Below are 21,311 nucleotides of genomic sequence, written 5' to 3'. Positions count from 1 at the left end.
CCGTGCGGGACGGGGTCCGGGCACTCCGCCTGTGAGGTTTCTGTCGATCGCCGTCCGTCCGTGACCCGGTGCCCACCGCCCTCCGTCAGTCACCGGAGGAGCCGAGGACCAGCGAGACGGTCCTCTCCTCGCCGTCGCGCTGCACGGTGAGTTCGAGGCGGTCGCCGGGGCGGTGGGCGCGGGTCTTGACGATGAGCTCCTCACCGGACCGGACGGGTCGGCCGTCGACCTCGGTGATGACGTCGCCGGCCCTGATCCCGGCGCGGTCACCGGGACCGCCCACGACGACCGCCGGACCGCCGGCACCGCTCTTCGTGCCGACGCGGGCACCGTCGCCGTCGTAGTCCATGTCGAGGGTGACGCCGATGACCGGGTGGGTCGCCCGCCCGGTGTTGATCAGCTCCTCGGCGACGCGCTTGCCCTGGTTGACCGGTATGGCGAACCCGAGGCCGATGGAGCCGGCCTGGCCGCCCTCCGGGGCCGTGCCGCTGTCGGCGGAGCGGATGGCGGAGTTGATGCCGATGACGCGGGCCTGCGCGTCGAGCAGCGGGCCGCCCGAGTTGCCGGGGTTGATGGGCGCGTCCGTCTGGAGGGCGTCGACGTACGACACGTCACTCGCGTCGCCGCTCTCGCCGCCGGCCGTGATGGGCCGCTCCTTGGCGCTGATGATGCCGGAGGTGACGGTGCCCGCCAGGTCGAAGGGGGCGCCGATGGCCACGACCGGGTCACCGACCTGGACGTTGTCGGAGTTGCCGAGGGGCAGGGGCTTCAGGCCGCTGACCCCCTTGACCTTGACGACGGCGAGGTCGTAGCCGCTGTCCCGGCCGACGACGGTGGCCTCGGAGGTGTCACCGCTGTGGAACGTCACGGATATCCGGCCGTCGGACCCGGCGGGCTCCACGACGTGGTTGTTGGTGAGGATGTGGCCTCGGTCGTCGAGCACGAACCCGGTGCCGGTGCCCTGGTCCTCGGAACCGGACACATGCAGGGTCACCACGCTGGGCAGGGCCCGCGCGGCGATCCCGGCCACACTGTCCGCGTCCCGCCCGGCGGGCTCCGCGGCCGTCTGCGGCAGCTCCACGTTCCCCATCCCCCCGTTCCGTTCCAGATACGCCCCGACGACGCCGCCGACCCCTCCGGACACGAGCGCCAGCAGCACGGCGGCCCCGACGGCCACCGTCCGGACCCGCCTGCGCCGCTGCTCCCGACTGACGACACCGGCCCCGCTCTGCTGCAAGGGCGCGGCCACGGGGGCCCAGGGGTCGTAGTTCTGCCAGGGGGTGAAGGGGGACGGGCTGTCGGGTGTGGTGGCGGTCATGGGGACGGTGGCGGGGGGTGGGGGGCTCACGGCGGCGGGGGCAGGTGCGGGGACCGGGTTCGGTGCCGGGGCCGGTGCCGGCTTCTGGACGGCGTGGGCGGGCGCGTAGGGCTCGGCGACCGTGCCCGGTGCCGGCGGTGCGACGGGCGTCCCCTGCGGCGGCGGAGCGGGCACCGGCAGGGCTGTGCCCTCTGCCGGGGTGCCCGCCGGGTGCTGCACGGGCGGAGCGGGCGCCCAGGGGCCCGGTTCACCGTACGGCGGGGTGCTGTAGGGGTCGGGGTCGTGCAGGGGCCGGGGACGGTCGGCGACGGGGCCGGAGGCGCCCCCGGCCACGGACGCACCGGCCTGCTGGTCGTCGCCGGGAGCGGTCTCGTCCCCGGCACGGAGCCACTGCTGCCCGGCGGTGGCGGTCTCCGACTCGGCGCCAGGCCGCGGCCGCTCCGCAAGCGCGGTCCCGCCTCCCGCAACACCAGGCCGCAGCCGGCCGTCAGGGGCGGCCTCCGGGTCCCTGAGCTGGTAGTCACCCTCCGGGACGGCCGGGGCCTGGGGCGCCGGCAGGGCGAAGTCGCCCCCGGCAGGAGCCGGACTCTCCGCGGCCGGGCCGGGTGCCTCGTCCGGTGCCCTGAGTGCGAAGTCGCCCTCGGAATCGGCGTCGTGGGCGGCTGCCCCGGCACCCCGCCACCGGTCGGCGCTCACGTCCGGCACCTCGGGCACCTCGGGCACCTCGTACGGTGCCGGCCTCGGTGCCGGTCCGTCCGCCTTCGCCGGCTTCCCCTCGTTCATGTTCTCCCCACAGTCACGGCCTCCAGGACCTGTCCGGCGGATCATGCCGCAGACACGGGACCTCGCCCCCCACCCGGGGACTCCGGCCACGCTGTCGTCGGTCACCGACGAGAAGCCCGATGAGAAGTCACCGACGAGAAACCGTGGCTTCCCCGCTTCTGATCAGCCAGGACCGGCCCCGGCCCCCGCACGGCTCGTCGGCGGTGGCCGACGTTCGTCGACTTCCCTGGAATTCAACCAGGTTCGCGGGCCACCGCGCAGAGGCCGGTCAGCGGGAGGTGCCGAAGGTGGCGGAGGCCGAGGGAGCGGAGGCCGTCCCGGGCACGGGCGCGGTGAGCAGACCCGGTGAGACGAGGTCCGGGGTCGTGGACCACGCGGTCAGCGTGAGCGGCGCGGCGGCGTTGAGCGGACGTATCAGCGGGGACATCGCGGCCGCCCCGGCCACCACGGGTGCCGTCAGCGAGTGGACGGACTCGTGGTGCCGGTTCGCGGCGGGCGCCGGCACGCCGGGCAGCAGCGGCGCGGACACCTCGGTCGAGGCGACCGGGGTGCGGCCGAGCGGCCCCTGTCCCTGCCCCTGCGCGAGCAGCGGACCGACCCCGCGGCGGCGCTGGCTCTCGGGTGCCGTGGCGGCTCCCGTGCCCTGCGTGCGCGCCGGGGTGACATTGCTGCCGGTACCGTTCGTGCCGCGCGCGTCCGCGGCCAGGTCGCCGGGCGTCACCGTGGCGACGCCACCGAGGGCGATGGCGGCCAGCGACACCGCCCCGGCCGCGGCGGCCGCGAACCGCAGCCCGCGCGAGGCCGACCGCTCGGCCTCGTGGCGGCTGACGTCGTGGATGCGGAATCCCCGGCTCCCGGAGGAGGGCGGCAGCACGGAGGTGTGCGCCCGGGTCGGCACGTAGTCGAACTCGAACCGCTCGCCGCGCCGCAGGCCGAAGACCCCGGCGCCCCCGGGACGTGCGGACAGTCCGCCGGTGAGTCCAGGCCCGCCGAACGGCGAGCCGTCACCGTCGTCCGCGTCGCCACCCGCGGGGAGTCCTTGCAGGCGGGCCAGGAAGCTCTCGGAGGGCGGGGGCGGGGCGGCCTCCGCGAAGACGTTCTTCAGTCGGCGTTGCGCGTCGGCCTCCGCCTTGCACTTGGCGCAGGTGGCCAGGTGCGCGAGGACACGGTCGCGCGACTCATGACCGAGCTCTCCGTCCACCAGGGCGGCGAGTCGGTCTCCCAGATGCTGTTCGGACGGGGTAGGACGTGATCCACTCACGCGGACGCGCCCCCTCCCCCCAGCGCGGGAACACGGGCCCTGAAGGAGCGACGCTCGGCCCGCGCCTCCGGGGAGCGGTGCGCGAGCGCCTTGCGCAGCTGCGAGCGGCCACGGTGGATCCGGGACCGGACGGTGCCGAGCTTGACGCCCAGGGTCGCGGCGATCTCCTCGTACGACAGGCCTTCGATGTCGCACAGGACGACCGCGGCGCGGAACTCCGGGGCGAGGGTGTCGAGGGCCTGCTGGACGTCCGCGTCGAAGTGCGCGTCGTTGAAGACCTGCTGGGGCGACGGCTCGCGGCTGGGCAGTCTCTCGGCCGCGTCCTCGCCGAGGGCGTCGAAGCGGATGCGCTGCTTGCGGCGGACCATGTCCAGGAAGAGGTTGGTGGTGATGCGGTGCAGCCAGCCCTCGAAAGTGCCCGGCGTGTACGTCGATAGGGAGCGGAAGACGCGGACGAAGACCTCTTGCGTGAGGTCCTCGGCGTCGTGCTGGTTGCCCGTCAGGCGATACGCGAGCCGGTAGACCCGGCCACTGTGCGTGCTGACGATCTCCTCCCAGGTGGGCGGAGTCCACGCCTGCCCGTCCGCGTCGGTGGAGAAGGTCGCGGTCCGGTCGTACTCAGCGGCGTGGCTGTGGTCAGCAGCGGTGTCGTTCACGGATTTCGGCCTGCCCGCCGACCCGAGAAAGCGCCGCAGCACTCCTCCCCGATCCACAGGTACGGCCGCACCTCCCCTGTCGGCTCTGGTGGTGTCCAGTGGAGCCCCTACCATAGCCACCTCGCCCGTTAGCTCCGGATAAGCGGTTTTACGAGAAATTGATCTGGGGTGATACGGCTCGTGCGGCTGCGTCAGCACTTGCTTGAGCCCCTGCTCGAGATCGTGATCCAACTGTGTCCCCCCAGGTCGTCTCCCACCCCTCTAAACGCCCGGTCCCATCTGCGGGTTCCCGACGCCAACGGATACAGTCACGCCCAGGCAACCACGGGGACAGGAGAGGGTCATTACCGGCAACCGGCAGACGAGCTGGGCGTTCGCCGACGCCTATGTCGCCGAGGACGAAGCCCTGCGCTGGGCCCGGGACCGGGCCCGTGAGGCGGGGCTGCGCTCGGTGTCGCCCGGCACGGGTGCGGCGCTGCGGTTGCTCGCGGCCACGGTGGACGCCAAGGCGGTCGCCGAGATCGGCACCGGGACCGGCGTGTCCGGGATCCATCTGCTGCATGGCATGCGCCCGGACGGCGTCCTGACCACGGTCGACCCCGAGCCGGAGCACCAGCAGTTCGCCCGCCAGGCCTTCCGCGCCTGCGGCTTCGCCAGCAACCGGGCCCGCTTCATCCCCGGCCGCGCCCTGGACGTCCTGCCCCGGCTCGCCGACGCCGGCTACGACCTGGTCTTCTGTGACGGTGACCGCCAGGAATTCCTGGACTATCTCGCTGAATCGTTGCGTCTGCTGCGCCCCGGCGGGCTGGTCGTTTTCGAGGGTGTCTTCGCCAACGGCCGGACGGTGGACTCGGGCCCGCAGCCCACCGAGGTCCTGCGGCTGCGGGAGCTGCTGCGCGCGGTGCGCGAGAGCCAGGACCTGGTGCCGTCCCTGCTCCCGGTCGGCGACGGACTGCTGTGCGCCGTCAAACGATGAGGCCCACGGACGTGAGGCCGGTCAACCCCGGGCCCGCCAACCCGGGGCCCGTCAACCCGGCGCCCGCCGACCCGGGGCAGGTCAACCCCCGCTTCGCCGCCATGAGCCTCGTCGACCGATGACGTCCGTCGGTCCGGCGCGGCCGTAGAGCGAGCGCCGCAATCCGTGTTCCCTCCCGGCGTGTCCCGGGTGGCCCGGGCCGTGAAAAAGCCGCCCCGGCACCGTGAGCGGTGCCGGGGCAGCCGAAAGGGTATGGTCGCTTCCGCGTCAGCCGACGACCTTCTTGAGGGCGTCACCGAGCGCGTCGGCCTCGTCAGGGGTCAGCTCGACGACGAGTCGACCGCCGCCTTCGAGCGGAACGCGCATGACAATGCCCCGCCCCTCCTTGGTCACCTCGAGCGGGCCATCGCCCGTCCGCGGCTTCATGGCCGCCATGCTCGTTCCCCTTCCTGAAACCAGCTCATAGTCAAAGCCGACAGCCCTGGAGGGCACGCGCATTCCTGGAGTGGGACACGCGACACCGGCATCGAACACATTGCTTCCAGGCCATTATCCCGCATCTCAGGACCCGATGACCAACATCAGTCGGCATCGCTTGGGCAACGCGCGCGAGCAAAACCACTCAATTCGGCGGTGTGACTGCGATACTGCGCCGCCGCCCGGACTTCGGCCGACCGGATGCCGTCCAGAATTCTTTGACGCAGGTCACACGTCCGGTCGGGTCCCTGGGCGGTGATCTCCGCCATGCTGTCCTTCGGACACAGGGACGTACTGACCGGTACGTCCGAGCCGCGGACACCGGAGGGGAACGCCATGGCCGACACCGTGCTGTACGAGGTGAGCGACGGGCTCGCGATCATCACGCTGAACCGCCCCGAGGCGATGAACGCGCTGAACATCGCGACCAAGGTCGCCCTCCGGGACGCGGTGCGGTCCGCGGCGGACGACGACGCCGTACGGGCGGTGCTGCTGACCGCCGCCGGGGACCGGGCCTTCTGCGTGGGGCAGGACCTCAAGGAGCACATCGGGCTGCTGGCCGCCGACCGCGAGGCGGGCACGGGCCAGACCATGAGCACGGTGCGGGAGCACTACAACCCGGTCGTGCGGGCGCTCACGGGCATGCCGAAGCCCGTGGTGGCGGGGGTGAACGGGGTCGCGGCCGGGGCCGGGTTCGGTTTCGCGCTCGCCGCGGACTACCGGGTGGTGGCGGACACGGCTGCCTTCAACACCTCCTTCGCGGGCGTCGCGCTGACCGCGGACTCGGGCATCTCCTGGACGCTGCCCCGGGTCGTCGGGCCCGGCCGCGCTGCCGACCTGCTGCTCTTCCCGCGCAGCGTCCCGGCGCGGGAGGCGTACGAGCTGGGCATCGCGAACCGGCTGGTGCCGGCCGCGGAACTGCGCGGCGAGGCGGAGAAGGTGGCGCGGGCGCTGGCCGCGGGGCCGACGGTGGCGTACGGGGCGATCAAGGAGGCGATGGCCTACGGGCTGTCGCACTCCCTCGCCCAGACGCTGGAGAAGGAGGACGAGCTCCAGACGCGGGCGGGGTCGTCCGAGGACCACGCGATCGCGGTGCAGGCGTTCGTCAACAAGGAGAGGCCCAAGTACCTGGGCCGGTGAGCACGAGCCGACAGCCGGCAGCACCCTCGCGGGCGACGGGCCGGTCGGGCCGGCCACGCAGTCTCCCGTCCCGCCCGCCCTCCGCGCCCCGCCCCCCTACGAGGCGTTCCTCGCCACGCACGTCTCCAGGTGGTCGTCGACCAGTCCACACGCCTGCATCAGCGCGTACGCCGTCGTCGGGCCGACGAAGCGCAGGCCCCGCTTCTTGAGGGCCTTGGACAGTGCCGTCGACTCGGGGGTGACCGCCGGGACGTCGGAGAGGGTCTTCGGGGCCGGGCGGGTGGCCGGGTCCGGGGCGTGGGACCAGATGAGGTCGTCCAGCTCGCCCGGGGCCCAGTCGGCCAGCACGCGCGCGTTGGCGAGCGTCGCGTCGACCTTGGCGCGGTTGCGGATGATGCCCGGGTCGGCGAGCAGGCGCTCGCGGTCGTCGTCGGTGAAGGCGGCGACCGCGGCGATCTTGAAGTCGGCGAAGGCCGTACGGAACGTGGGGCGGCGGCGCAGGATCGTGATCCAGGACAGGCCCGACTGGAAGGCCTCCAGGCTGAGGCGTTCGTACAGCGCGTCGTCCCCGTGGACCGGGCGGCCCCACTCCTCGTCGTGGTAGGTCACGTACTCCGCGGCGGACAGGGCCCAGGGGCAGCGCGGCGCGCCGTCGGGACCGGCCACGGCGGCGCCGTCGCTCACGGCTGTTCCTCCTGCCGGACCGGCTTGTCCATGGCGAGGTGGCTCGCGGCTGCCCGGGCTCCGGCCAGCGCGGACTCCAGGTCGGCGATGCGGGCGTCCCGCTCGGCGAGTTCGGCGGCCAGGCGGCCGAGCGCGTCGTCGACGTCCGCCATGCGGTAGCCGCGGGCGGCGAGCGGGAAGCGCAGGCGCTCGATGTCCGCGCGGTTCACCGGGCGGCCGGGAGGCAGTGCGTCCTGGAGTCGCTCGGGGGCGGCCTCCGGCAGTGGGCCGTCGCCCTCGCCGCCGCCCACGACGGCGAGCGTCACCGCGGCGACCACCACGGCCAGCGCGATGACCAGGAACAAGAACATAACCATCGCTGAGGTCCCCACGCTCTGTGTGCTCGGCATCGAAAGTGTCAGGGTCCGATCGTGCCATGCGAGTCTGACAGTTAGGGTCGCAGGCGGTCGGTTGCCGGGACGAACGAGGAGAGGTCACAGGGGATGCTCAGGCTGGGCAGGCGGGAATTCGACCCGCACGAACCGGTGATCATGGCGATCGTGAACCGGACCCCGGACTCCTTCTACGACCAGGGGGCGACCTTCCACGACGAACCCGCCCTCACACGCGTGGAGCACGCGGTGGCGGAGGGCGCGGCGATCGTCGACATCGGCGGGGTCAAGGCCGGGCCGGGCGAGAACGTGTCCGCCGAGGAGGAGGCGCGGCGGACCGTCGGCTTCGTGGCGGAGGTGCGGCGGCGCTTCCCGGACGTCGTCATCAGCGTGGACACCTGGCGGGCGGAGGTCGGCGAGGCGGTCTGCGAGGCCGGGGCGGATCTGCTGAACGACGCGTGGGGCGGCGTGGATCCCGGGCTGGCGGAGGTGGCCGCGCGGTACGGGGTGGGGCTGGTGTGCACGCACGCGGGCGGTGCGGAGCCCCGGACCCGGCCGCACCGGGTGACGTACGACGACGTGATGGCAGACATCCTCGCGGTGACCGTGGGGCTGGCCGAGCGGGCGGTGTCCCTGGGGGTGCCTCGGGAGTCGGTGCTGATCGATCCGGGGCACGACTTCGGGAAGAACACGCGGCACAGCCTGGAGGCGACGCGGCGGCTGGGGGAGATGGTGGCGACCGGGTGGCCGGTGCTGGTGTCGCTGTCCAACAAGGACTTCGTGGGCGAGACGCTGGACAGACCCGTGAAGGAGCGGGTGGTGGGGACGCTGGCCACGACGGCGGTGTCGGCGTGGCTGGGGGCGCAGGTGTACCGGGTGCACGAGGTCGCCGAGACGCGGCAGGTGCTGGACATGGTGGCGTCGATCGCGGGCCACCGGGCACCGGCGGTGGCCCGGCGGGGGTTGGCATAGGTCTGTCGTGCCGTACCAGGGGGACGCCGCCCCCTGGCCCCCCCCCGGCCCGGCCCGCCCGCCTAGCGGCCCGCCTCCTTCGACACCAGTGCCACCGCCTCGTCCACGTCGTCCGTGAGGTGGAAGAGGAGCAGGTCCTTCTCCGAGGCCTTGCCCTGGGCGATCAGCGTGTTCCTCAGCCAGTCGACCAGGCCGCCCCAGTACTCCGTCCCGAAGAGGACGATCGGGAAGCTGGTGACCTTCTGGGTCTGGACCAGGGTCAGCGCCTCGAAGAGTTCGTCCAGCGTGCCGAGGCCGCCGGGCAGGACCACGAAGCCCTGCGCGTACTTGACGAACATCATCTTGCGGACGAAAAAGTAGCGGAAGTTGAGGCCGATGTCGACGTACTGGTTGAGGCCCTGTTCGAAGGGCAGTTCGATGCCCAGTCCGACGGAGATGCCCTTCGCCTCGCAGGCGCCCTTGTTCGCCGCCTCCATGGCGCCCGGTCCGCCGCCGGTGATGACGGCGAAGCCGGCTTCGACCAGGCCGCGGCCGAGGCGCACGCCCGCCTCGTACTCCGGTGAGTCCGCGGGCGTCCGGGCCGAGCCGAACACGCTGATCGCGGGCGGGAGCTCGGCGAGCGTGCCGAAGCCCTCGATGAACTCCGACTGGATGCGCAGGACCCGCCACGGGTCGGTGTGGACCCAGTCGGAGGGGCCGCCCGCGTCCAGCAGCCGCTGATCGGTCGTGCTCGCCTGGACCTGCTCCCGCCTGCGGAGCACCGGTCCCAGGCGCTGCTCCTCCGGCGGCTGCTTCGCGCCCTCGGGGTTGCCAGTAGCCATGTGTGCTCCCTTCGCTTGCGGGTCTTTCCGTCTCAGCGTAGATCTACGCGGGTTACGGACGGGGGACGTGAGCATGTCCGCCATGGAGCACCATCGGGCACACCCGCGCCGTCCCGTGCGCCGTCACGCCGTCAGCCAGCCCCGCAGCCGCTCCTCCGCCTCCGGGATCAGGGACGCCTTCACCCGCTCGTCCGCCTTGTGCGCCAGCAGCGGATCGCCCGGGCTGTAGTTCACCGCCGGCACACCCAGCGAGCTGAAGCGGGCCACGTCCGTCCAGCCGAACTTGGGGCGGGCCTCGCCGCCGACGGCCGCCATGAAGGCCTGTGCGGCCGGGTGGGTCAGGCCGGGGCGGGCGCCGCCGGTGTGGTCGTCGACCACGAACTCGTCGACGCCGCAGTCCGCGAAGTACTCGCGGACGAACGCCTCCGCCTCCTCCTCGCTGCGGTCGGGCGCGTAGCGGAAGTTGACCACCAGGGTGCAGGCGTCGGGGATGACGTTGGTGGCGACGCCGCCCTCGACGCGTACGGCGTTGAGGCCCTCGTGGAACCGCAGGCCGTCCACGACCGGCGTGCGGGGCTCGTACGCGGCGAGCCTGGCGAGCGCCGGAGCGGCGGCGTGGATGGCGTTGGAGCCCATCCACGCGCGCGCGGAGTGCGCCCGCTCCCCCCGGAACTTCAGGAACATCCTGAGCGTGCCCTGGCAGCCGCCCTCCACCTGGCCGTCCGTCGGCTCCAGCAGGACCGCGAAGTCGCCCTCCAGCCACTCGGGGTGGGCCGCGGCCACGTGCTTGAGGCCGTTCAGGTCCGCGGCGACCTCCTCGTTGTCGTAGAAGACGAAGGTGAGGTCCCGGTTGGGCGAGGGGACCGTGGCCGCGACGCGCAGCTGTACCGCCACCCCGGACTTCATGTCACACGTACCGCATCCCCACAGGTAGCCCTCGTCGTCGAGCCGGGAGGGCAGGTTGTCCGCGATCGGGACGGTGTCGATGTGGCCGGCCAGGATGACGCGTTCCGGCCGGCCGAGGTTCGTGCGGGCGACGACGTTGTTGCCGTACCGGTCGACCGTCAGGTGCGGCAGCGCGCGCAGGGCGATCTCGATCGCGTCCGCGAGCGGCTTCTCGGTGCCGCTCACGGAGGGGAAGTCGACGAGCTGCGCGGTGAGCCGGGCGGCGTCCAGCGTGAGGTCAAGTGAGGTGTCGGCCATGTTGTCGACCCTAACGCCCGGGTGTCCGGCCGACTGTCCACAGGCGGCCCCGCACGCCCCGTACTCTCCAGTATCTTGTGCGGATCCCAGAGCAGTTCCCTCCTCCCAAGCGTCGCGGCCGTCTCCTGCGTATCGGGGCGGCCTTCGTGGTCCTGTGCGCCGTCGCCGGCTACCTCGTGGTGCAGTACGTCACCGGAGGCGCGAACACCCCGGGCTGCAAGGTCGTCTCGGGCGAGGACGGCGGGGCCACCTACGAGTTCAGTCCGGAGCAGGCCGTGAACGCGGCGACGATCGCGGCCGTCGGCACCGGGCGCGGCATGCCCGGGCGGGCCGTGACGATCGCGCTCGCCACCGCCCTCCAGGAGTCGGCGCTGCGCAACATCGACCACGGCGACCGTGACTCGCTCGGCCTGTTCCAGCAGCGGCCCTCGCAGGGCTGGGGCACGCCGAAGGAGATCATGGACCCGACGTACTCGGCGGACATCTTCTACGAGCACCTGGCCAAGGTGCCGGACTACACGGACCTGCCGCTCACGGTCGCCGCGCAGAAGGTGCAGCGCAGCGGTTATCCGACGGCGTACGCCAAGCACGAGCCGGACGCCACGCTGCTCGCCGCCGCCCTCACCGGGCAGTCGGCGGCCACGCTGACCTGCGAGGGGCGCCCGGCCACCGCCCGGGCCACCGGTCCGGACGCGGTGCGCTCGGCCCTGGTGCGCGACTTCGGGCGGGACGTGCTGGAGCCGGCCGCGGCCGAGGTGGGCGGCGCGGCGACGCCGACGCCGTCGGCGAGTGCCACGGGCGGCAGCGGCGGGCGGACCGTGACCCTGCCGGTGACCGAGGACACGGCCCCGGGCTCGGACCGCGGCCTGCGGGAGCGCGGCTGGCAGCTGGCGCACTGGGCGGTCGCCAACGCCTCGGCGCTGCGCATCGAACGCGTCACGTACGCCGGGCGGGAGTGGGTCGCCGGCACCACGGACAGCCGGTGGCGTGCGGCCGACACGGAGGCCGCCGAGGACGCGTCGGGCTCGGCCGGCGCGGAACGGGACCCGGGCCCGGTCCGGATCGTGACCGCGCAGTAGTACGGGTGCTCACCCGGGAGGGTTGCACGGACCCCCGGTCGGCGGCCGTGGGGTCAGGTTTTCGCCCGGCCACCCTCCCGCGTGGCGGATCCCTTGCAGACAAAGGGCTGTAAGGATTCGGCAGACTTTCGGACCGGGCGCTTTTTGTCCGTTTTTATCCACAGGCGATAATGCGACCATTGCCAACTCTTTACGTTGCGCCGCCGCAACCTTCGCAGCCTTCGAGCGGTAGTCACTGCGTCCGACCGGACGATCACAGCCGAATGAAGGAGCAACATGTCCCTCCCCCTGACCCGACGGATCGCCCGTGCCGCGCTGCTCGTCGCTGCGGGAGCGGCTGCCGGGGTCGGTGCGGCCGGCTCCGCCAGCGCGGCCCCCGAGCTGCCGGCCACCCCGAACCTCGGTGGGCTGACCGCCCTGGACGGGGCGAGCGTCGGCACCACCGTCGACGGTGCGGCGCAGAACCTGAGCGGGACTGCGGGCGACACCGGTAGCAAGGCGGTCAAGAAGGCGGTGCCGGCCGCCGGCAAGACCAGCGGCAAGGCCGTGAAGAAGGCGACCCCGGCGGCGCAGAAGGTGGCGGGCGAGGCGGCCGGCTCCGCCGGGGACGTGGTGGGCGACACCGCCTCCACCGCGACGAAGGGCGGACTGCCGACGGACTCGGTCGCCAAGGACGGACTGCCGGCGGCGGACTCGCTGCCCCTGAAGGGCCTGCCGCTCGGCTGACGCCGGCTTCCTGCCGTACGTACGGCGACGGGGCCCGGGTTCTCACCCGGGCCCCGTGCCTTGTGCGCGGGCGCCTTGTGCGCGGGCGCCTTGTGCGCGGGCGCCTTGTGCGCGGGCGCCTTGTGCGCGGGCGCCTTGTGCGCGGGCGCCTTGTGCGCGGGCGCCTTGTGCGCGGGCGCCTTGTGCGCGGGCGCCTTGTGCGCGGGCGCCTTGTGCGCGGGCGCCTTGCTGTCCTGGCGGCAGGACACCGGCAGGGCGTGCGGCGGTTACGCCAGCCGCTCCGCCGCGGCCCTGACCCGCTCGTCCGTCGCCGTCAGGGCCACGCGGACGAAGGTCTCGCCCGCCTCCCCGTAGAAGTCGCCGGGGGCCACCAGGATGCCGAGGCCGGCCAGGTGGGCGACCGTGTCCCAGCAGGACTCGTCGCGGGTGGCCCACAGGTAGAGGCTGGCCTCGCTGTGCTCGATCCGGAAGCCGTGGGCGAGCAGCGCCTCGCGCAGGGCGGTGCGCCGGGCGGCGTAGCGTTCGCGCTGTTCGCGGACGTGGGTGTCGTCACCGAGGGCCGCGACCACCGCCGCCTGGGTCGGGGCCGACGTCATCATGCCGCCGTGCTTGCGGATCTCCAGCAGCGGTCCGAGGACGGCCGGGTCGCCCGCCAGGAAGGCCGCGCGGTAGCCCGCCAGGTTCGAGCGCTTGGACAGGGAGTGGACGGCGACGATGCCGTCGTAGGAGCCGCCGTTCACGTCCGGGTGCAGGACCGAGACGGGGTCGGCCTCCCAGCCCAGCTCCAGGTAGCACTCGTCGGAGAACAGCAGGATGCCGTGCTCCCGGGCCCAGGCGACGATCCGGGTCAGTTCGTCCTTCGGGATGACCCTGCCGGTGGGATTGGACGGGGAGTTGAGCCACAGCAGCTTCAGGCCCGCCGGGTCCAGGGCCGTCGGGTCGTCGTAGACCTCGTACCGCGCGCGGGCCAGGCGCGCGCCGACCTCGTAGGTCGGGTAGGCCAGGCGCGGGTGGGCGACCCGGTCACCGGGGCCGAGGCCCAGCTGGGTGGGGAGCCAGGCCACGAGTTCCTTGGAGCCGACGATCGGCAGGACGTGCCGGTGGGTGACCTCGCGGGCGCCCAGGCGGCGCTCCAGCCAGCCGGTGATCGCGTCCCGCAGCGCCGGGGTGCCCCAGACCGTCGGATAGCCCGGCGAGTCCGCGGCGTCGATGAGCGCCTTCTGGATCAGCTCGGGGACCGGGTCGACCGGGGTGCCGACGGACAGGTCGACGATGCCGTCAGGGTGCGCGGCGGCCGTCTTCTTGTACGGCTCCAGCTTGTCCCAGGGGAAGGTGGGCAGGCGGTCGGAGACTGCGGACACGGTGCTCGGGCTCACTTTCTCGAGTCGGCGAACGCCTCGGCCCCGTACGGCGACCAAGGGCGATCAGGCCGTACGGGACCGGGGCGACGGGCCCCCGGTCCGAGCGCAGGCGAGAATCGGGGGGGGTCCGGCCGCTCTTACTGGTTCTGCGGCGGCAGCGCGGCGACGAAGGGGTGGTCGCGCTCGATCAGGCCCAGCTTGCTGGCGCCGCCGGGGGAGCCGAGCTCGTCGAAGAACTCGACGTTCGCCTTGTAGTAGTCCTTCCACTCCTCGGGAGTGTCGTCCTCGTAGAAGATCGCCTCGACCGGGCAGACCGGCTCACAGGCACCACAGTCGACGCATTCGTCCGGGTGGATGTACAAGGACCGGGAGCCCTCGTAAATGCAGTCGACCGGGCACTCCTCGATGCACGCCTTGTCCTTGACGTCGACACAAGGCTGCGCGATGACGTAGGTCACGCTGTCGTTCCTCCTCGATAGGGCGCTGGCGGGCCTCCTCAGGCTCCGCCGCCTGGCGCGCGGGAGCGCGGCGTCGTCGATGCCCGCACCTAGTATCTCCGTTCCCGGGCAAGATCCGAACAGGAGGGGTGAACTGACCTGTGGAAATCTCTGCGACAGGACGCCTCGTGGTCCGCATCTCCCCAGCTGACGTGGGCAAACGGGTGTCCGTCCGGCGGCTGGGCGACGGTGGGGCCGCGGGTGAGAAGTTCACTGACACGGTGGGTGTTCTCACATCATGGGACGACGGTGTGCTGCTGATCACGCGCCGGGACGGCCAGAGTGTCCGCATTCCGGAATCCGCGCTGGTCGCGGGCAAGATCGTCCCGTCCGCACCGGCCCGGCGGCGGGGTCCCGCCGCGTCCTACGAGGAGCTGGCGCGGGTCGCCGCGCGGGCCTGGCGGCCGGTGGAGAGCGAGCGGCTGGGCGCGTGGGAGCTGCGGGCCGCCGGCGGCTTCACCCGGCGGGCCAATTCCGTCCTGCCGCTGGGCGACCCCGGCCTCCCGCTCGACGAGGCGCTGAGCGTCGTACGCCGGTGGTACGGCGACCGCGGGCTGCCCGCCTACGTGCAGACCGCGACCGGGGCCGAGGGGACGCAGGAGGTCCTGTGCGCGGAGCTGGAGCGGCGGGGCTGGACGCGGGAGGTGAGCGCCGAGCTGTGGATCGGAGCGCTGGCGCCCCTCGCCGACCGGGGTGAGCCGGCCGGCGTCACGCTGTCCCGGGCGGCGGACCAGGCGTGGCTCGCGCGCTACCAGCGCAAAGGGGTGAGCGAGGTGGCGCTGAAGGTGCTGGGGAGCGGTCCGTCGGTGTGGTTCGCCACGGTTCCCGGTCCGGCGGAGGGCGCGGCCCCCGCGGCCATCGGGCGGTGTGTCGTGGACGGACGGTGGGCGTCCTTCGCCGCCGTCGAGGTGGCTCCGGAGCAGCGGCGGCAGGGGCTGGCCACCGCGGTGCTGGCGGCGCTGGCGCGGCGGGCGCTCGACGAGGGCGCCTCGGCGGCGTGGCTCCAGGTCGAGACGGACAACGCGGGAGCGCGGGCGCTGTACGCCGGGACGGGGTTCTCGGCGCACCACGCGTACCACCACTACCGCGCACCCGGAAGTACCGGGAACAAGCGGTACTGATCGCCGTGAAAGGGCACGAGCCTGCTATGCGTCCTCCCTACCCCCCACCCCCCGAGCGCTCCGCCGAACTACGCCGGCGGTTCGCCGAAGAGGCCCGCTCCGAGCGGCCCGACCTGACCACTCTGTGTCTGCTGGTGGGCGCGGAGGCGGACGGGACGCTGGACGAGGTCGGTATGGACGCCGCGCAGATCGAGCTGGACCGGCTGGCCGGACAGCTGCCGTTCCGGCCGGGCGGGCCGCGCTCCTGGGCGGTCGCCCTGCGCGAGATGCTCGGCGAGCGGTGCGGTTTCCACGGCACCCCCGCGGACTACCAGCGTCTGGAGTCCTCGCTGCTGCACGAGGTGCTGCGGCGGCGGCGCGGCCTGCCCATCCTGCTGACGGTGGTGTGGATGGAGGTGGCGCGACGGGCCGGGGCGCCGGTGTACGGGGTGGCTCTGCCGGGGCATTTCGTGGTCGGGCTCGGGGAGCAGGAGGAGCAGGTGCTGGCCGATCCCTTCGACGGCGGACGGGTACTGACCGGGGCCGACGCGCAGATGCTGGTCGCCGGGGCGACAGGGGGCTCGCTGCATCCGTCGATGCTGCGTCCCGCGCGGTCGCTGGACGTGGTGCTGCGGATCCTGAACAACATCCGGGCGTGGGCGGCGGCCCGGCCGGAGCGGTCGGACGTGGCGTTGTGGGCGGTGGAGTTGTCGCTGCTGCTGCCCGCGCATCCGGCGCGGCTTCGGTACGAGCGGGCGCAACTGCTGGTGCAGCGGGGCGAGTTCGTGGCGGGGGCGCGGGAGCTGGAGACGTACGCCGAGGTCGTGGGCGCGGTGGACGGGCCGGCCGCGGCGCGCGTGCGGGAGCAGGCGCGGGCGGCCCGCGCGATGCTCAACTAGGGCCGCGACAGGCGCCGTCGGCTCCGTCGGCTCCGTCGTGACGACGCCCGGCCCGGTCTCCCCCGCTGCCCGAGGGCGCGGGCGGTGCCCCCTCGCCGCACCGGCGGCCGAAGGCCCGAGTACGTCCAGTACGAGGACTGCTGTCCGGCACGGCGAGGGACCGGCACGGCCCGTGGACGCGGTCGGCGGCTCCCGGTCCACCGGCCCGGTCCGACGCGGGACGAGCCCCCGCCCGGTACGGGCGGGGGCTCGTCGGTCCGGCGGGTGGGTCAGTTCGGGGTGACGTCGATGACCTGGATGCGCTCCTCCGGTGTCTTGCCGCGCAGCGCCTTGCCCAGCGCGGAGGCGACGTCCTGGGGCAGGACGTCACGCTTCCCGCTCGCGCCGTCGATCTGCACGCCGTCGAAGGTGGTGCCGTAGGCCTCCTTGAGCGCCTCGAGGTCGTACGTCTCCACGAGCTTGCCGTCGACGGCCTTGAAGCCGAGGATCTTCGGCAGTGACACGGAGCCGAAATCGATGCTGTGCGCCGCGTCGGTCCGCACGGTGACGAGATCGGACATCGCCGGCTCGGCGAACTCCTTCATCATCCGGTCGACCTCGGCGTTCGAGACCGTCGGCTGCCTGGTGGTCGTCGGGAGCGCCACCGCGGCGGCCGTGCCGGTCTCCACCTGGGTGCGGTACGCCTTCTCGACCGACTCGGTCGACTTGTCGACGTCGATGCCCTTGCCCGCCTTGCCGTACACGGCGACCGCCTCGCCGGACCTGAACTCGATCGTGCCGTCGGTCGCCGAGCCGGTGCCGCCGGCGGCCTCCTGCAGTTCGGCGTGCAGCTTCTCCTCGTCGACCGGCATGATCGGCTCGACGACCCGGTGGTTGCCGAAGAGCGAGCCGATCACGGAGACCGGGTTGTAGTCGCTGTGCGCGGCGCCGCTCGCCGTGGACTGCATGTCGAACTGGAGCCCGGCCTGCTCCGGCTTCAGCGTGACCGTCCTGCCGTCGACCGAGAGCTTCAGGTCCTTGTTCACCCGGGCGTCGAAGGCCTTGTTGAGCTTCTCTACGGCGTCGTCGCGCGTACCGCCGCCGATGTCGACGCCGAGCACGGTGGTGCCCTTGGGCACGTCGGAGTGGTTCATGAGCAGCCCGGCGCCGTACGCGACACCGCCGATCACGATCACTGCGCCGACGAGCAGGCCGAGCTTGCTGCGCCCCTTCTTCTTTTTGGGCGCGGGCGCGGCGGACTTGGCGGGCTCGGTCCGCGTGCCCGTCTCGGACGCCTTGGGGGGCGTGTGCGGGAGCGGCCCGTCGGTGTGCGCGCCCGAGGGGAACGCAGGATTCCGGTCGGACGGCACCACGGGGATACCGCTGGTGACGGTGTGCCCGGAGACGTTGTCCGCCGCACCGCCGAAGCCGGGGGTACCGGGCTCGGGGGCCGGCTTCTGCGGGGTGAGGATCGCGGTGTCGTCGCTCATACCGGCGGGACCGGGGCCTACGGCTCCAGCGGCGCCGGGGCCGGCATGACGGCCGGGGCCCCCGGGGCCGGTGGGGCGGTTGGCGGTGCCAGGGCCGCCCGGTCCGGAGGGGGCGTTGAGAGCACCGGGGCCCCCGGGCCCGCCGGGGCCGGATAGGCCGCCCGCAGCACCGGGACCGCCCAGACCGGGCGAACCGTTCGAGTGCCGCGGACCACCGGGGGCGCCGGGGCCACCCGGACGGCCGCGGCCGTCGGACGCGCCGGGGCCGCCGGGTCCACCAGGCCCACCCGGCCCGCCGGGACCACGGAGCCCGTCGGGACCGGCAGGTCCGCCCGAGGCACCAGGACCACCGAAGCCGTCGGACGCGCCGAGGCCACCAGGCGCCCCTGGTCCACCCGGCCCACCCGGCCCGCCGGGACCACGGAGCCCGTCGGGACCGGCAGGTCCGCTCGGAGCACCAGGACCACCGAAGCCGCCCGACCCGCCCGGACCACGGAGACCAGCGTCGGCGCCGGAAGCGCCGCCGGGACCACCGGGAGGGCCGGCGGGCCCGCCGAAGCCGTCCGGTGCGTTGAAGTCACGGGATCCGCCGAAGGGGTCGGCTCCCGGGCCGGTCGGCGGTGCCAGCGGTCCGTCGCCGGTGACGGGGCCGCCGGTCGGGCCGGCGGGGCCGTGCGGGCCGCTCGGTCCTCCCGGTCCGCCGAGACCGTTCGGGCCGCTGAACCCGTTGGGGCCGCCCTGGCCACCGTAGGCGTCCTGGCCCAGCTGACCGTTCTGGCCGAGCTGACCGTTCTGGCCGCCGTAGGCACCCTGGGCGTTCTGGCCGCCCTGACCGCCGTAGCCGCTCAGGTCCTCGTCATAGGCGCTCAGCGGGCTCTGCCCGTCCGGGCCACCGCCGTTCTGGGCGCCACCGTGCTGGCCGCCCTGCTCCCCGCCGTTCTCCGCGAAGTACGGCAGGTCGTCGCGGCGCGGTTCGCCGGGGCGGGAGCCGTTGCCGCGCGGGCCCGCGCCCAGCGCCTCGGTGACGTCGAAGGAACCCGTGCCGCCGCCGTGCCCCGGAGCCACCGGCCCGCCGGTCGCACCGGTCAGCCCGGCGCCGTTCGTCCCGCCGGGACGGGAGCCGCTCCGCACGTTCATGGAGCCGACCACGCCACCGGGACGCGCACCGCCGGAGGCATGCGCACCGGCGCCACCACCGGAGGGCGCGGCGCTCGAACCGCCCGGCAGACCGGCCCCGTTGGTGGAGCCGCCGCCCTGACCGCCCTTGGCGGGTCCGGACTTGCGGGGCACGAACCAGTCGCTCGGCTTCCCGTCCGCGCCCTGCGCGGGTTCGGCGGACGGCTCGGCGGCGCCCGTGGACGCGGACGTGCCGGAGCCCGCCGTCGACGCCTCGGCATCCGCGCTGTCGTCGGCGGACGCCTCGCTCTCGCCGACGGGCTTGCGCATGACGACCGGTGGAATCGGCCGTGACCCGGGGATGTTGATCCGGATCCGGGTCGTCAGCGTGGTCTCGGTCTTGCGTTCCTCCGGCCGCGCGGCCGAACGGCCCGCGTCCGGACCGCCGTCGGAAGCCGTGGGCGTCCCGTACGGCGGCGTGCCCGAGGGGTATGCGGCTCCGCCGCGCCCGTTGGGCCCGGAGGACGGACTGTCAGTTTCACGACTCAAGGCAGGTTCTCCCGGTTGGCTCCGCCGCCCGCGTTACGACCTCTCTCGGGCGGCTCGGCGGCGCGCACCACCATACTGGCCACGCCTGGCGCGTATCCCACGACCGCTGGGGAAACCCACACGGGACTCGCACGGGCACGTCCGGCGAAGTGGTACGTCACTTGCCAAGTCGGACGTCGTCGCCGTCCGGTTGCCGCCCCGGCGCAAGGGTGGCGCAGATCACAGCGACGGCCATACCCCCGAGCAGGAAGAGGTACGAGCCGCTTCCCGCGGCGAAGACGAAGTCGCCTTCCGGCCGGCTGGTGGTGAGCAGGATGACCGCGAGCATCCAGCCGCCGGCGGGCGCGACGGCCCCGCCCCGGCTCCCGACGGCCCGCGCCCCGCCCAGGCAGAGCCCCGCCTCACCGGCGAGCGCGAGCAGCAGCCCGCCGGGGGACCAGCCGGACTGCACCAGTGCACCGGCCACCCCGACGACCGCGCCGAGCACGAAGAGCCCCAGGAGGGCGGCGGCCCGGCCGAGGGAGGGCCGCCGCAACGGCTGGGCCAGCGCGGGCGTCGTCCGGTCGCTCATCGCGTCTCCTCGATTCCGGCGAACAGATCGGTCTCCCGCGCCCCGGCGGGCACCGGCTCGCCGCGCACCAACTCGTAGTACTCGGTGGTGAAGAGGGGCTGCGCGAGCTCGTTGGAGAGCACGAAGTACGGCTCGGCCACGTCGATCTGCGTGGCGTGCGCGCGCATCGCGGCGGCCTTGGCGGCGGCGTACGCGGTGCCGTCGATCTCGGTGGTGATCCGCTCGTCGTCGACCACACCCGGTACGTCGCCGATGCCGGCCGCCTTGTCGAAGCGCAGACCGGGCAGGTCCCGGTCCAGCCGGGCGAAGGCGTCCTCGGCGACGGAGCGGGGCACCCGGTTCCAGTAGACCTTGGCGATCTCGCACCCCGACCGCGCGGCCAGCTCGACGGCCCGCATGGCCACCCGGTGCGCCTGGATGTGGTCGGGGTGGCCGTATCCGCCGTTCTCGTCGTACGTGACGAGCACCTGGGGACGTACCTCGCGGATCACCTCGACCAGGTACCCGGCGGCCTCGTCGAGGTCCGCCTGCCAGAAGCAGTAGGGGTCGTCGTTGTCGGCGAGGCCCATCATCCCGGAGTCCTGGTAGCGGCCGGCGCCGCCGAGCTGACGGACGTCGTCGACGCCGAGCGCGCGCAGGGCGTCCGTGAGCTCATGGAGCCGGTGCCGGCCGAGGGCGGCGCCGGTCAGGTGGGAGAGTGCGGGCGGGATGACCTCGCCGCGCTCACCGAGCGTGCAGGTGACCAGGGTCACCCGGGCGCCTTCGGCCGCGTACCGGGCCATGGTCGCGCCGTTGTTGATCGACTCGTCGTCCGGGTGCGCGTGCACCAGCAGCAGACGCCGGGCGGGCAGTTCCGTCATGGGGCCACCCTACGAGGCACCCGGCCTCCCGCCTCCACCTCCCCGGAACGTGCGGGGACACCGTCGCACGTGCGCGACTCCGGGAAGGGGGCGGTCCGCGCCTCGCCTTGTCGCCCGTCACCCGGCCGGCCTTCGTGCCGTACGCGTCCGAAGACCGGCGGGACGCGGATCCGCGGCAGATTCAGAACTTGATGCTGCCGATCATGCCCGCGATGTTCGTCGTCAACTCGCTGATCGTCGGGGCCACCGTTGACGAAGCCAGGTAGAAGCCGAGCAGGACACACACGACCGCGTGCCCGCCCTTCAGACCTGATTTCTTGATCAACAGGAAGACGATGATCGCCAGCAGCACCACCGCCGAAATCGAGAGTGCCACGGCGGCTCACCTCCAAAGAACCCAGGGACGTGGGGGGTCGGACGGG

Annotated in this window: 23 protein-coding genes; 8 read left to right on the top strand and 15 right to left on the bottom strand. The window is 73.4% G+C overall.

Features of this window, described 5'->3' with window-relative positions; translation table 11 throughout:
* Positions 1–85: 85 nt before the first annotated feature.
* The 3 genes from QQS16_RS26895 to sigE all read right to left on the bottom strand — a co-directional run bounded on the left by QQS16_RS26895 (position 86) and on the right by sigE (position 4,132).
* Positions 86–2,101 (bottom strand): S1C family serine protease, encoded by a 2,016-nt coding sequence (locus QQS16_RS26895; RefSeq protein WP_286064547.1) that lies wholly within the window; start codon positions 2,099–2,101, stop codon positions 86–88.
* A gap of 268 nt (positions 2,102–2,369) precedes the next feature.
* The gene (locus QQS16_RS26890; protein ID WP_286064545.1) at positions 2,370–3,362 is read right to left on the bottom strand and encodes an anti-sigma factor family protein; all 993 of its coding nucleotides are present in this window, start codon (positions 3,360–3,362) and stop codon (positions 2,370–2,372) included.
* Positions 3,359–4,132 (bottom strand): RNA polymerase sigma factor SigE, encoded by a 774-nt coding sequence (gene sigE / locus QQS16_RS26885; RefSeq protein WP_286064543.1) that lies wholly within the window; start codon positions 4,130–4,132, stop codon positions 3,359–3,361. The genes QQS16_RS26890 and sigE overlap by 4 nt, the downstream gene beginning before the upstream one ends.
* A 163-nt stretch (positions 4,133–4,295) precedes the next feature.
* On the opposite strand from sigE, the gene QQS16_RS26880 reads away from it, so the two are divergent.
* Complete coding sequence (locus QQS16_RS26880) at positions 4,296–4,994, top strand: O-methyltransferase (protein WP_286066467.1); 699 nt, start codon at positions 4,296–4,298, stop codon at positions 4,992–4,994.
* A complete protein-coding gene (locus QQS16_RS26875; RefSeq protein WP_286064541.1) occupies positions 4,991–5,116 on the top strand; it encodes a hypothetical protein in 126 nt (41 codons plus the stop codon). Before QQS16_RS26880 ends, QQS16_RS26875 begins: the two co-directional genes overlap by 4 nt.
* A gap of 145 nt (positions 5,117–5,261) precedes the next feature.
* Here QQS16_RS26875 and QQS16_RS26870 read toward each other — a convergent pair whose 3' ends face one another.
* Both QQS16_RS26870 and QQS16_RS26865 read right to left on the bottom strand, forming a co-directional pair.
* On the bottom strand, positions 5,262–5,429 hold the full coding sequence (locus tag QQS16_RS26870) for a DUF3117 domain-containing protein (RefSeq protein WP_003966491.1): 168 nt from the start codon (positions 5,427–5,429) through the stop codon (positions 5,262–5,264).
* 146 nt (positions 5,430–5,575) lie between these two features.
* Positions 5,576–5,740: a hypothetical protein gene (locus QQS16_RS26865; protein ID WP_286064539.1), complete on the bottom strand. Its 165-nt coding sequence runs from the start codon at positions 5,738–5,740 to the stop codon at positions 5,576–5,578.
* Between the two features lie 67 nt (positions 5,741–5,807).
* Here QQS16_RS26865 and chcB point away from each other — a divergent pair, with 67 nt between their 5' ends.
* On the top strand, positions 5,808–6,611 hold the full coding sequence (gene chcB / locus QQS16_RS26860) for a 2-cyclohexenylcarbonyl CoA isomerase (protein WP_286064537.1): 804 nt from the start codon (positions 5,808–5,810) through the stop codon (positions 6,609–6,611).
* A 96-nt stretch (positions 6,612–6,707) separates the two neighbouring features.
* Here the strand turns inward: chcB and QQS16_RS26855 are convergent, their stop codons facing one another.
* The gene (locus QQS16_RS26855) at positions 6,708–7,295 is read right to left on the bottom strand and encodes a DNA-3-methyladenine glycosylase I (RefSeq protein WP_286064536.1); all 588 of its coding nucleotides are present in this window, start codon (positions 7,293–7,295) and stop codon (positions 6,708–6,710) included.
* A complete protein-coding gene (locus QQS16_RS26850) occupies positions 7,292–7,651 on the bottom strand; it encodes a DivIVA domain-containing protein (protein ID WP_286064534.1) in 360 nt (119 codons plus the stop codon). The genes QQS16_RS26855 and QQS16_RS26850 overlap by 4 nt, the downstream gene beginning before the upstream one ends.
* A 126-nt stretch (positions 7,652–7,777) precedes the next feature.
* Here QQS16_RS26850 and folP point away from each other — a divergent pair, with 126 nt between their 5' ends.
* Entirely contained in the window at positions 7,778–8,638 is an 861-nt protein-coding gene (folP, locus tag QQS16_RS26845; protein WP_286064533.1) for a dihydropteroate synthase, read from the top strand.
* A 62-nt stretch (positions 8,639–8,700) separates the two neighbouring features.
* Here the strand turns inward: folP and QQS16_RS26840 are convergent, their stop codons facing one another.
* Together QQS16_RS26840 and dapE are read right to left on the bottom strand one after the other, a co-directional pair.
* Complete coding sequence (locus tag QQS16_RS26840) at positions 8,701–9,459, bottom strand: LOG family protein (protein WP_286064531.1); 759 nt, start codon at positions 9,457–9,459, stop codon at positions 8,701–8,703.
* Between the two features lie 123 nt (positions 9,460–9,582).
* On the bottom strand, positions 9,583–10,662 hold the full coding sequence (gene dapE / locus QQS16_RS26835; protein ID WP_286064529.1) for a succinyl-diaminopimelate desuccinylase: 1,080 nt from the start codon (positions 10,660–10,662) through the stop codon (positions 9,583–9,585).
* An 83-nt stretch (positions 10,663–10,745) separates the two neighbouring features.
* Here dapE and QQS16_RS26830 point away from each other — a divergent pair, with 83 nt between their 5' ends.
* Complete coding sequence (locus QQS16_RS26830; RefSeq protein WP_502963926.1) at positions 10,746–11,741, top strand: heavy metal transporter; 996 nt, start codon at positions 10,746–10,748, stop codon at positions 11,739–11,741.
* A gap of 276 nt (positions 11,742–12,017) precedes the next feature.
* Positions 12,018–12,467 (top strand): ATP-binding protein, encoded by a 450-nt coding sequence (locus tag QQS16_RS26825; protein ID WP_286064527.1) that lies wholly within the window; start codon positions 12,018–12,020, stop codon positions 12,465–12,467.
* Between the two features lie 266 nt (positions 12,468–12,733).
* Here the strand turns inward: QQS16_RS26825 and QQS16_RS26820 are convergent, their stop codons facing one another.
* Both QQS16_RS26820 and fdxA read right to left on the bottom strand, forming a co-directional pair.
* A complete protein-coding gene (locus tag QQS16_RS26820) occupies positions 12,734–13,828 on the bottom strand; it encodes a bifunctional succinyldiaminopimelate transaminase/glutamate-prephenate aminotransferase (RefSeq protein WP_286064525.1) in 1,095 nt (364 codons plus the stop codon).
* A 137-nt stretch (positions 13,829–13,965) separates the two neighbouring features.
* Positions 13,966–14,286 carry a ferredoxin gene (gene fdxA / locus QQS16_RS26815; protein ID WP_019058397.1) on the bottom strand — a complete coding sequence of 107 codons (321 nt, stop codon included), beginning with the start codon at positions 14,284–14,286 and terminating at the stop codon, positions 13,966–13,968.
* A gap of 140 nt (positions 14,287–14,426) precedes the next feature.
* Between fdxA and QQS16_RS26810 the strand changes: the two genes are divergently transcribed.
* Together QQS16_RS26810 and QQS16_RS26805 are read left to right on the top strand one after the other, a co-directional pair.
* Positions 14,427–15,446 (top strand): GNAT family N-acetyltransferase, encoded by a 1,020-nt coding sequence (locus tag QQS16_RS26810; RefSeq protein WP_286064520.1) that lies wholly within the window; start codon positions 14,427–14,429, stop codon positions 15,444–15,446.
* A 26-nt stretch (positions 15,447–15,472) separates the two neighbouring features.
* Positions 15,473–16,324, top strand: coding sequence for a transglutaminase family protein (locus QQS16_RS26805; RefSeq protein WP_286064519.1), 852 nt, complete (start codon positions 15,473–15,475; stop codon positions 16,322–16,324).
* 269 nt (positions 16,325–16,593) lie between these two features.
* On the opposite strand, the gene QQS16_RS26800 is transcribed toward QQS16_RS26805, so the two are convergent.
* The 4 genes from QQS16_RS26800 to QQS16_RS26785 form a co-directional block, all read right to left on the bottom strand.
* Positions 16,594–19,458 carry a hypothetical protein gene (locus QQS16_RS26800; RefSeq protein WP_286064518.1) on the bottom strand — a complete coding sequence of 955 codons (2,865 nt, stop codon included), beginning with the start codon at positions 19,456–19,458 and terminating at the stop codon, positions 16,594–16,596.
* 157 nt (positions 19,459–19,615) lie between these two features.
* Positions 19,616–20,029 (bottom strand): DUF6113 family protein, encoded by a 414-nt coding sequence (locus QQS16_RS26795; RefSeq protein ID WP_286064516.1) that lies wholly within the window; start codon positions 20,027–20,029, stop codon positions 19,616–19,618.
* A complete protein-coding gene (mshB, locus tag QQS16_RS26790) occupies positions 20,026–20,889 on the bottom strand; it encodes an N-acetyl-1-D-myo-inositol-2-amino-2-deoxy-alpha-D-glucopyranoside deacetylase (RefSeq protein WP_286064515.1) in 864 nt (287 codons plus the stop codon). Before mshB ends, QQS16_RS26795 begins: the two co-directional genes overlap by 4 nt.
* A 181-nt stretch (positions 20,890–21,070) precedes the next feature.
* On the bottom strand, positions 21,071–21,265 hold the full coding sequence (locus QQS16_RS26785) for a hypothetical protein (RefSeq protein WP_030038342.1): 195 nt from the start codon (positions 21,263–21,265) through the stop codon (positions 21,071–21,073).
* Positions 21,266–21,311: the final 46 nt, after the last annotated feature.

This window comes from Streptomyces sp. ALI-76-A (assembly GCF_030287445.1).
Lineage (GTDB): Bacteria > Actinomycetota > Actinomycetes > Streptomycetales > Streptomycetaceae > Streptomyces.
Note: the sequence above shows the minus strand (reverse complement) of the source record. Positions and strands in the feature narration are given on the sequence as shown.

Bases quoted from the DNA above. Each gene is read 5' to 3' on its own strand.
- QQS16_RS26895 (WP_286064547.1), bottom strand. From the start codon at position 2,101: ATGAACGAGGGGAAGCCGGCGAAGGCGGACGGACCGGCACCGAGGCCG.
- sigE (WP_286064543.1), bottom strand. From the start codon at position 4,132: ATGGTAGGGGCTCCACTGGACACCACCAGAGCCGACAGGGGAGGTGCG.
- QQS16_RS26875 (WP_286064541.1), top strand. From the start codon at position 4,991: ATGAGGCCCACGGACGTGAGGCCGGTCAACCCCGGGCCCGCCAACCCG.
- QQS16_RS26870 (WP_003966491.1), bottom strand. From the start codon at position 5,429: ATGGCGGCCATGAAGCCGCGGACGGGCGATGGCCCGCTCGAGGTGACC.
- QQS16_RS26865 (WP_286064539.1), bottom strand. From the start codon at position 5,740: ATGGCGGAGATCACCGCCCAGGGACCCGACCGGACGTGTGACCTGCGT.
- chcB (WP_286064537.1), top strand. From the start codon at position 5,808: ATGGCCGACACCGTGCTGTACGAGGTGAGCGACGGGCTCGCGATCATC.
- QQS16_RS26850 (WP_286064534.1), bottom strand. From the start codon at position 7,651: ATGGTTATGTTCTTGTTCCTGGTCATCGCGCTGGCCGTGGTGGTCGCC.
- folP (WP_286064533.1), top strand. From the start codon at position 7,778: ATGCTCAGGCTGGGCAGGCGGGAATTCGACCCGCACGAACCGGTGATC.
- QQS16_RS26840 (WP_286064531.1), bottom strand. From the start codon at position 9,459: ATGGCTACTGGCAACCCCGAGGGCGCGAAGCAGCCGCCGGAGGAGCAG.
- dapE (WP_286064529.1), bottom strand. From the start codon at position 10,662: ATGGCCGACACCTCACTTGACCTCACGCTGGACGCCGCCCGGCTCACC.
- QQS16_RS26825 (WP_286064527.1), top strand. From the start codon at position 12,018: ATGTCCCTCCCCCTGACCCGACGGATCGCCCGTGCCGCGCTGCTCGTC.
- QQS16_RS26805 (WP_286064519.1), top strand. From the start codon at position 15,473: ATGCGTCCTCCCTACCCCCCACCCCCCGAGCGCTCCGCCGAACTACGC.
- QQS16_RS26795 (WP_286064516.1), bottom strand. From the start codon at position 20,029: ATGAGCGACCGGACGACGCCCGCGCTGGCCCAGCCGTTGCGGCGGCCC.
- mshB (WP_286064515.1), bottom strand. From the start codon at position 20,889: ATGACGGAACTGCCCGCCCGGCGTCTGCTGCTGGTGCACGCGCACCCG.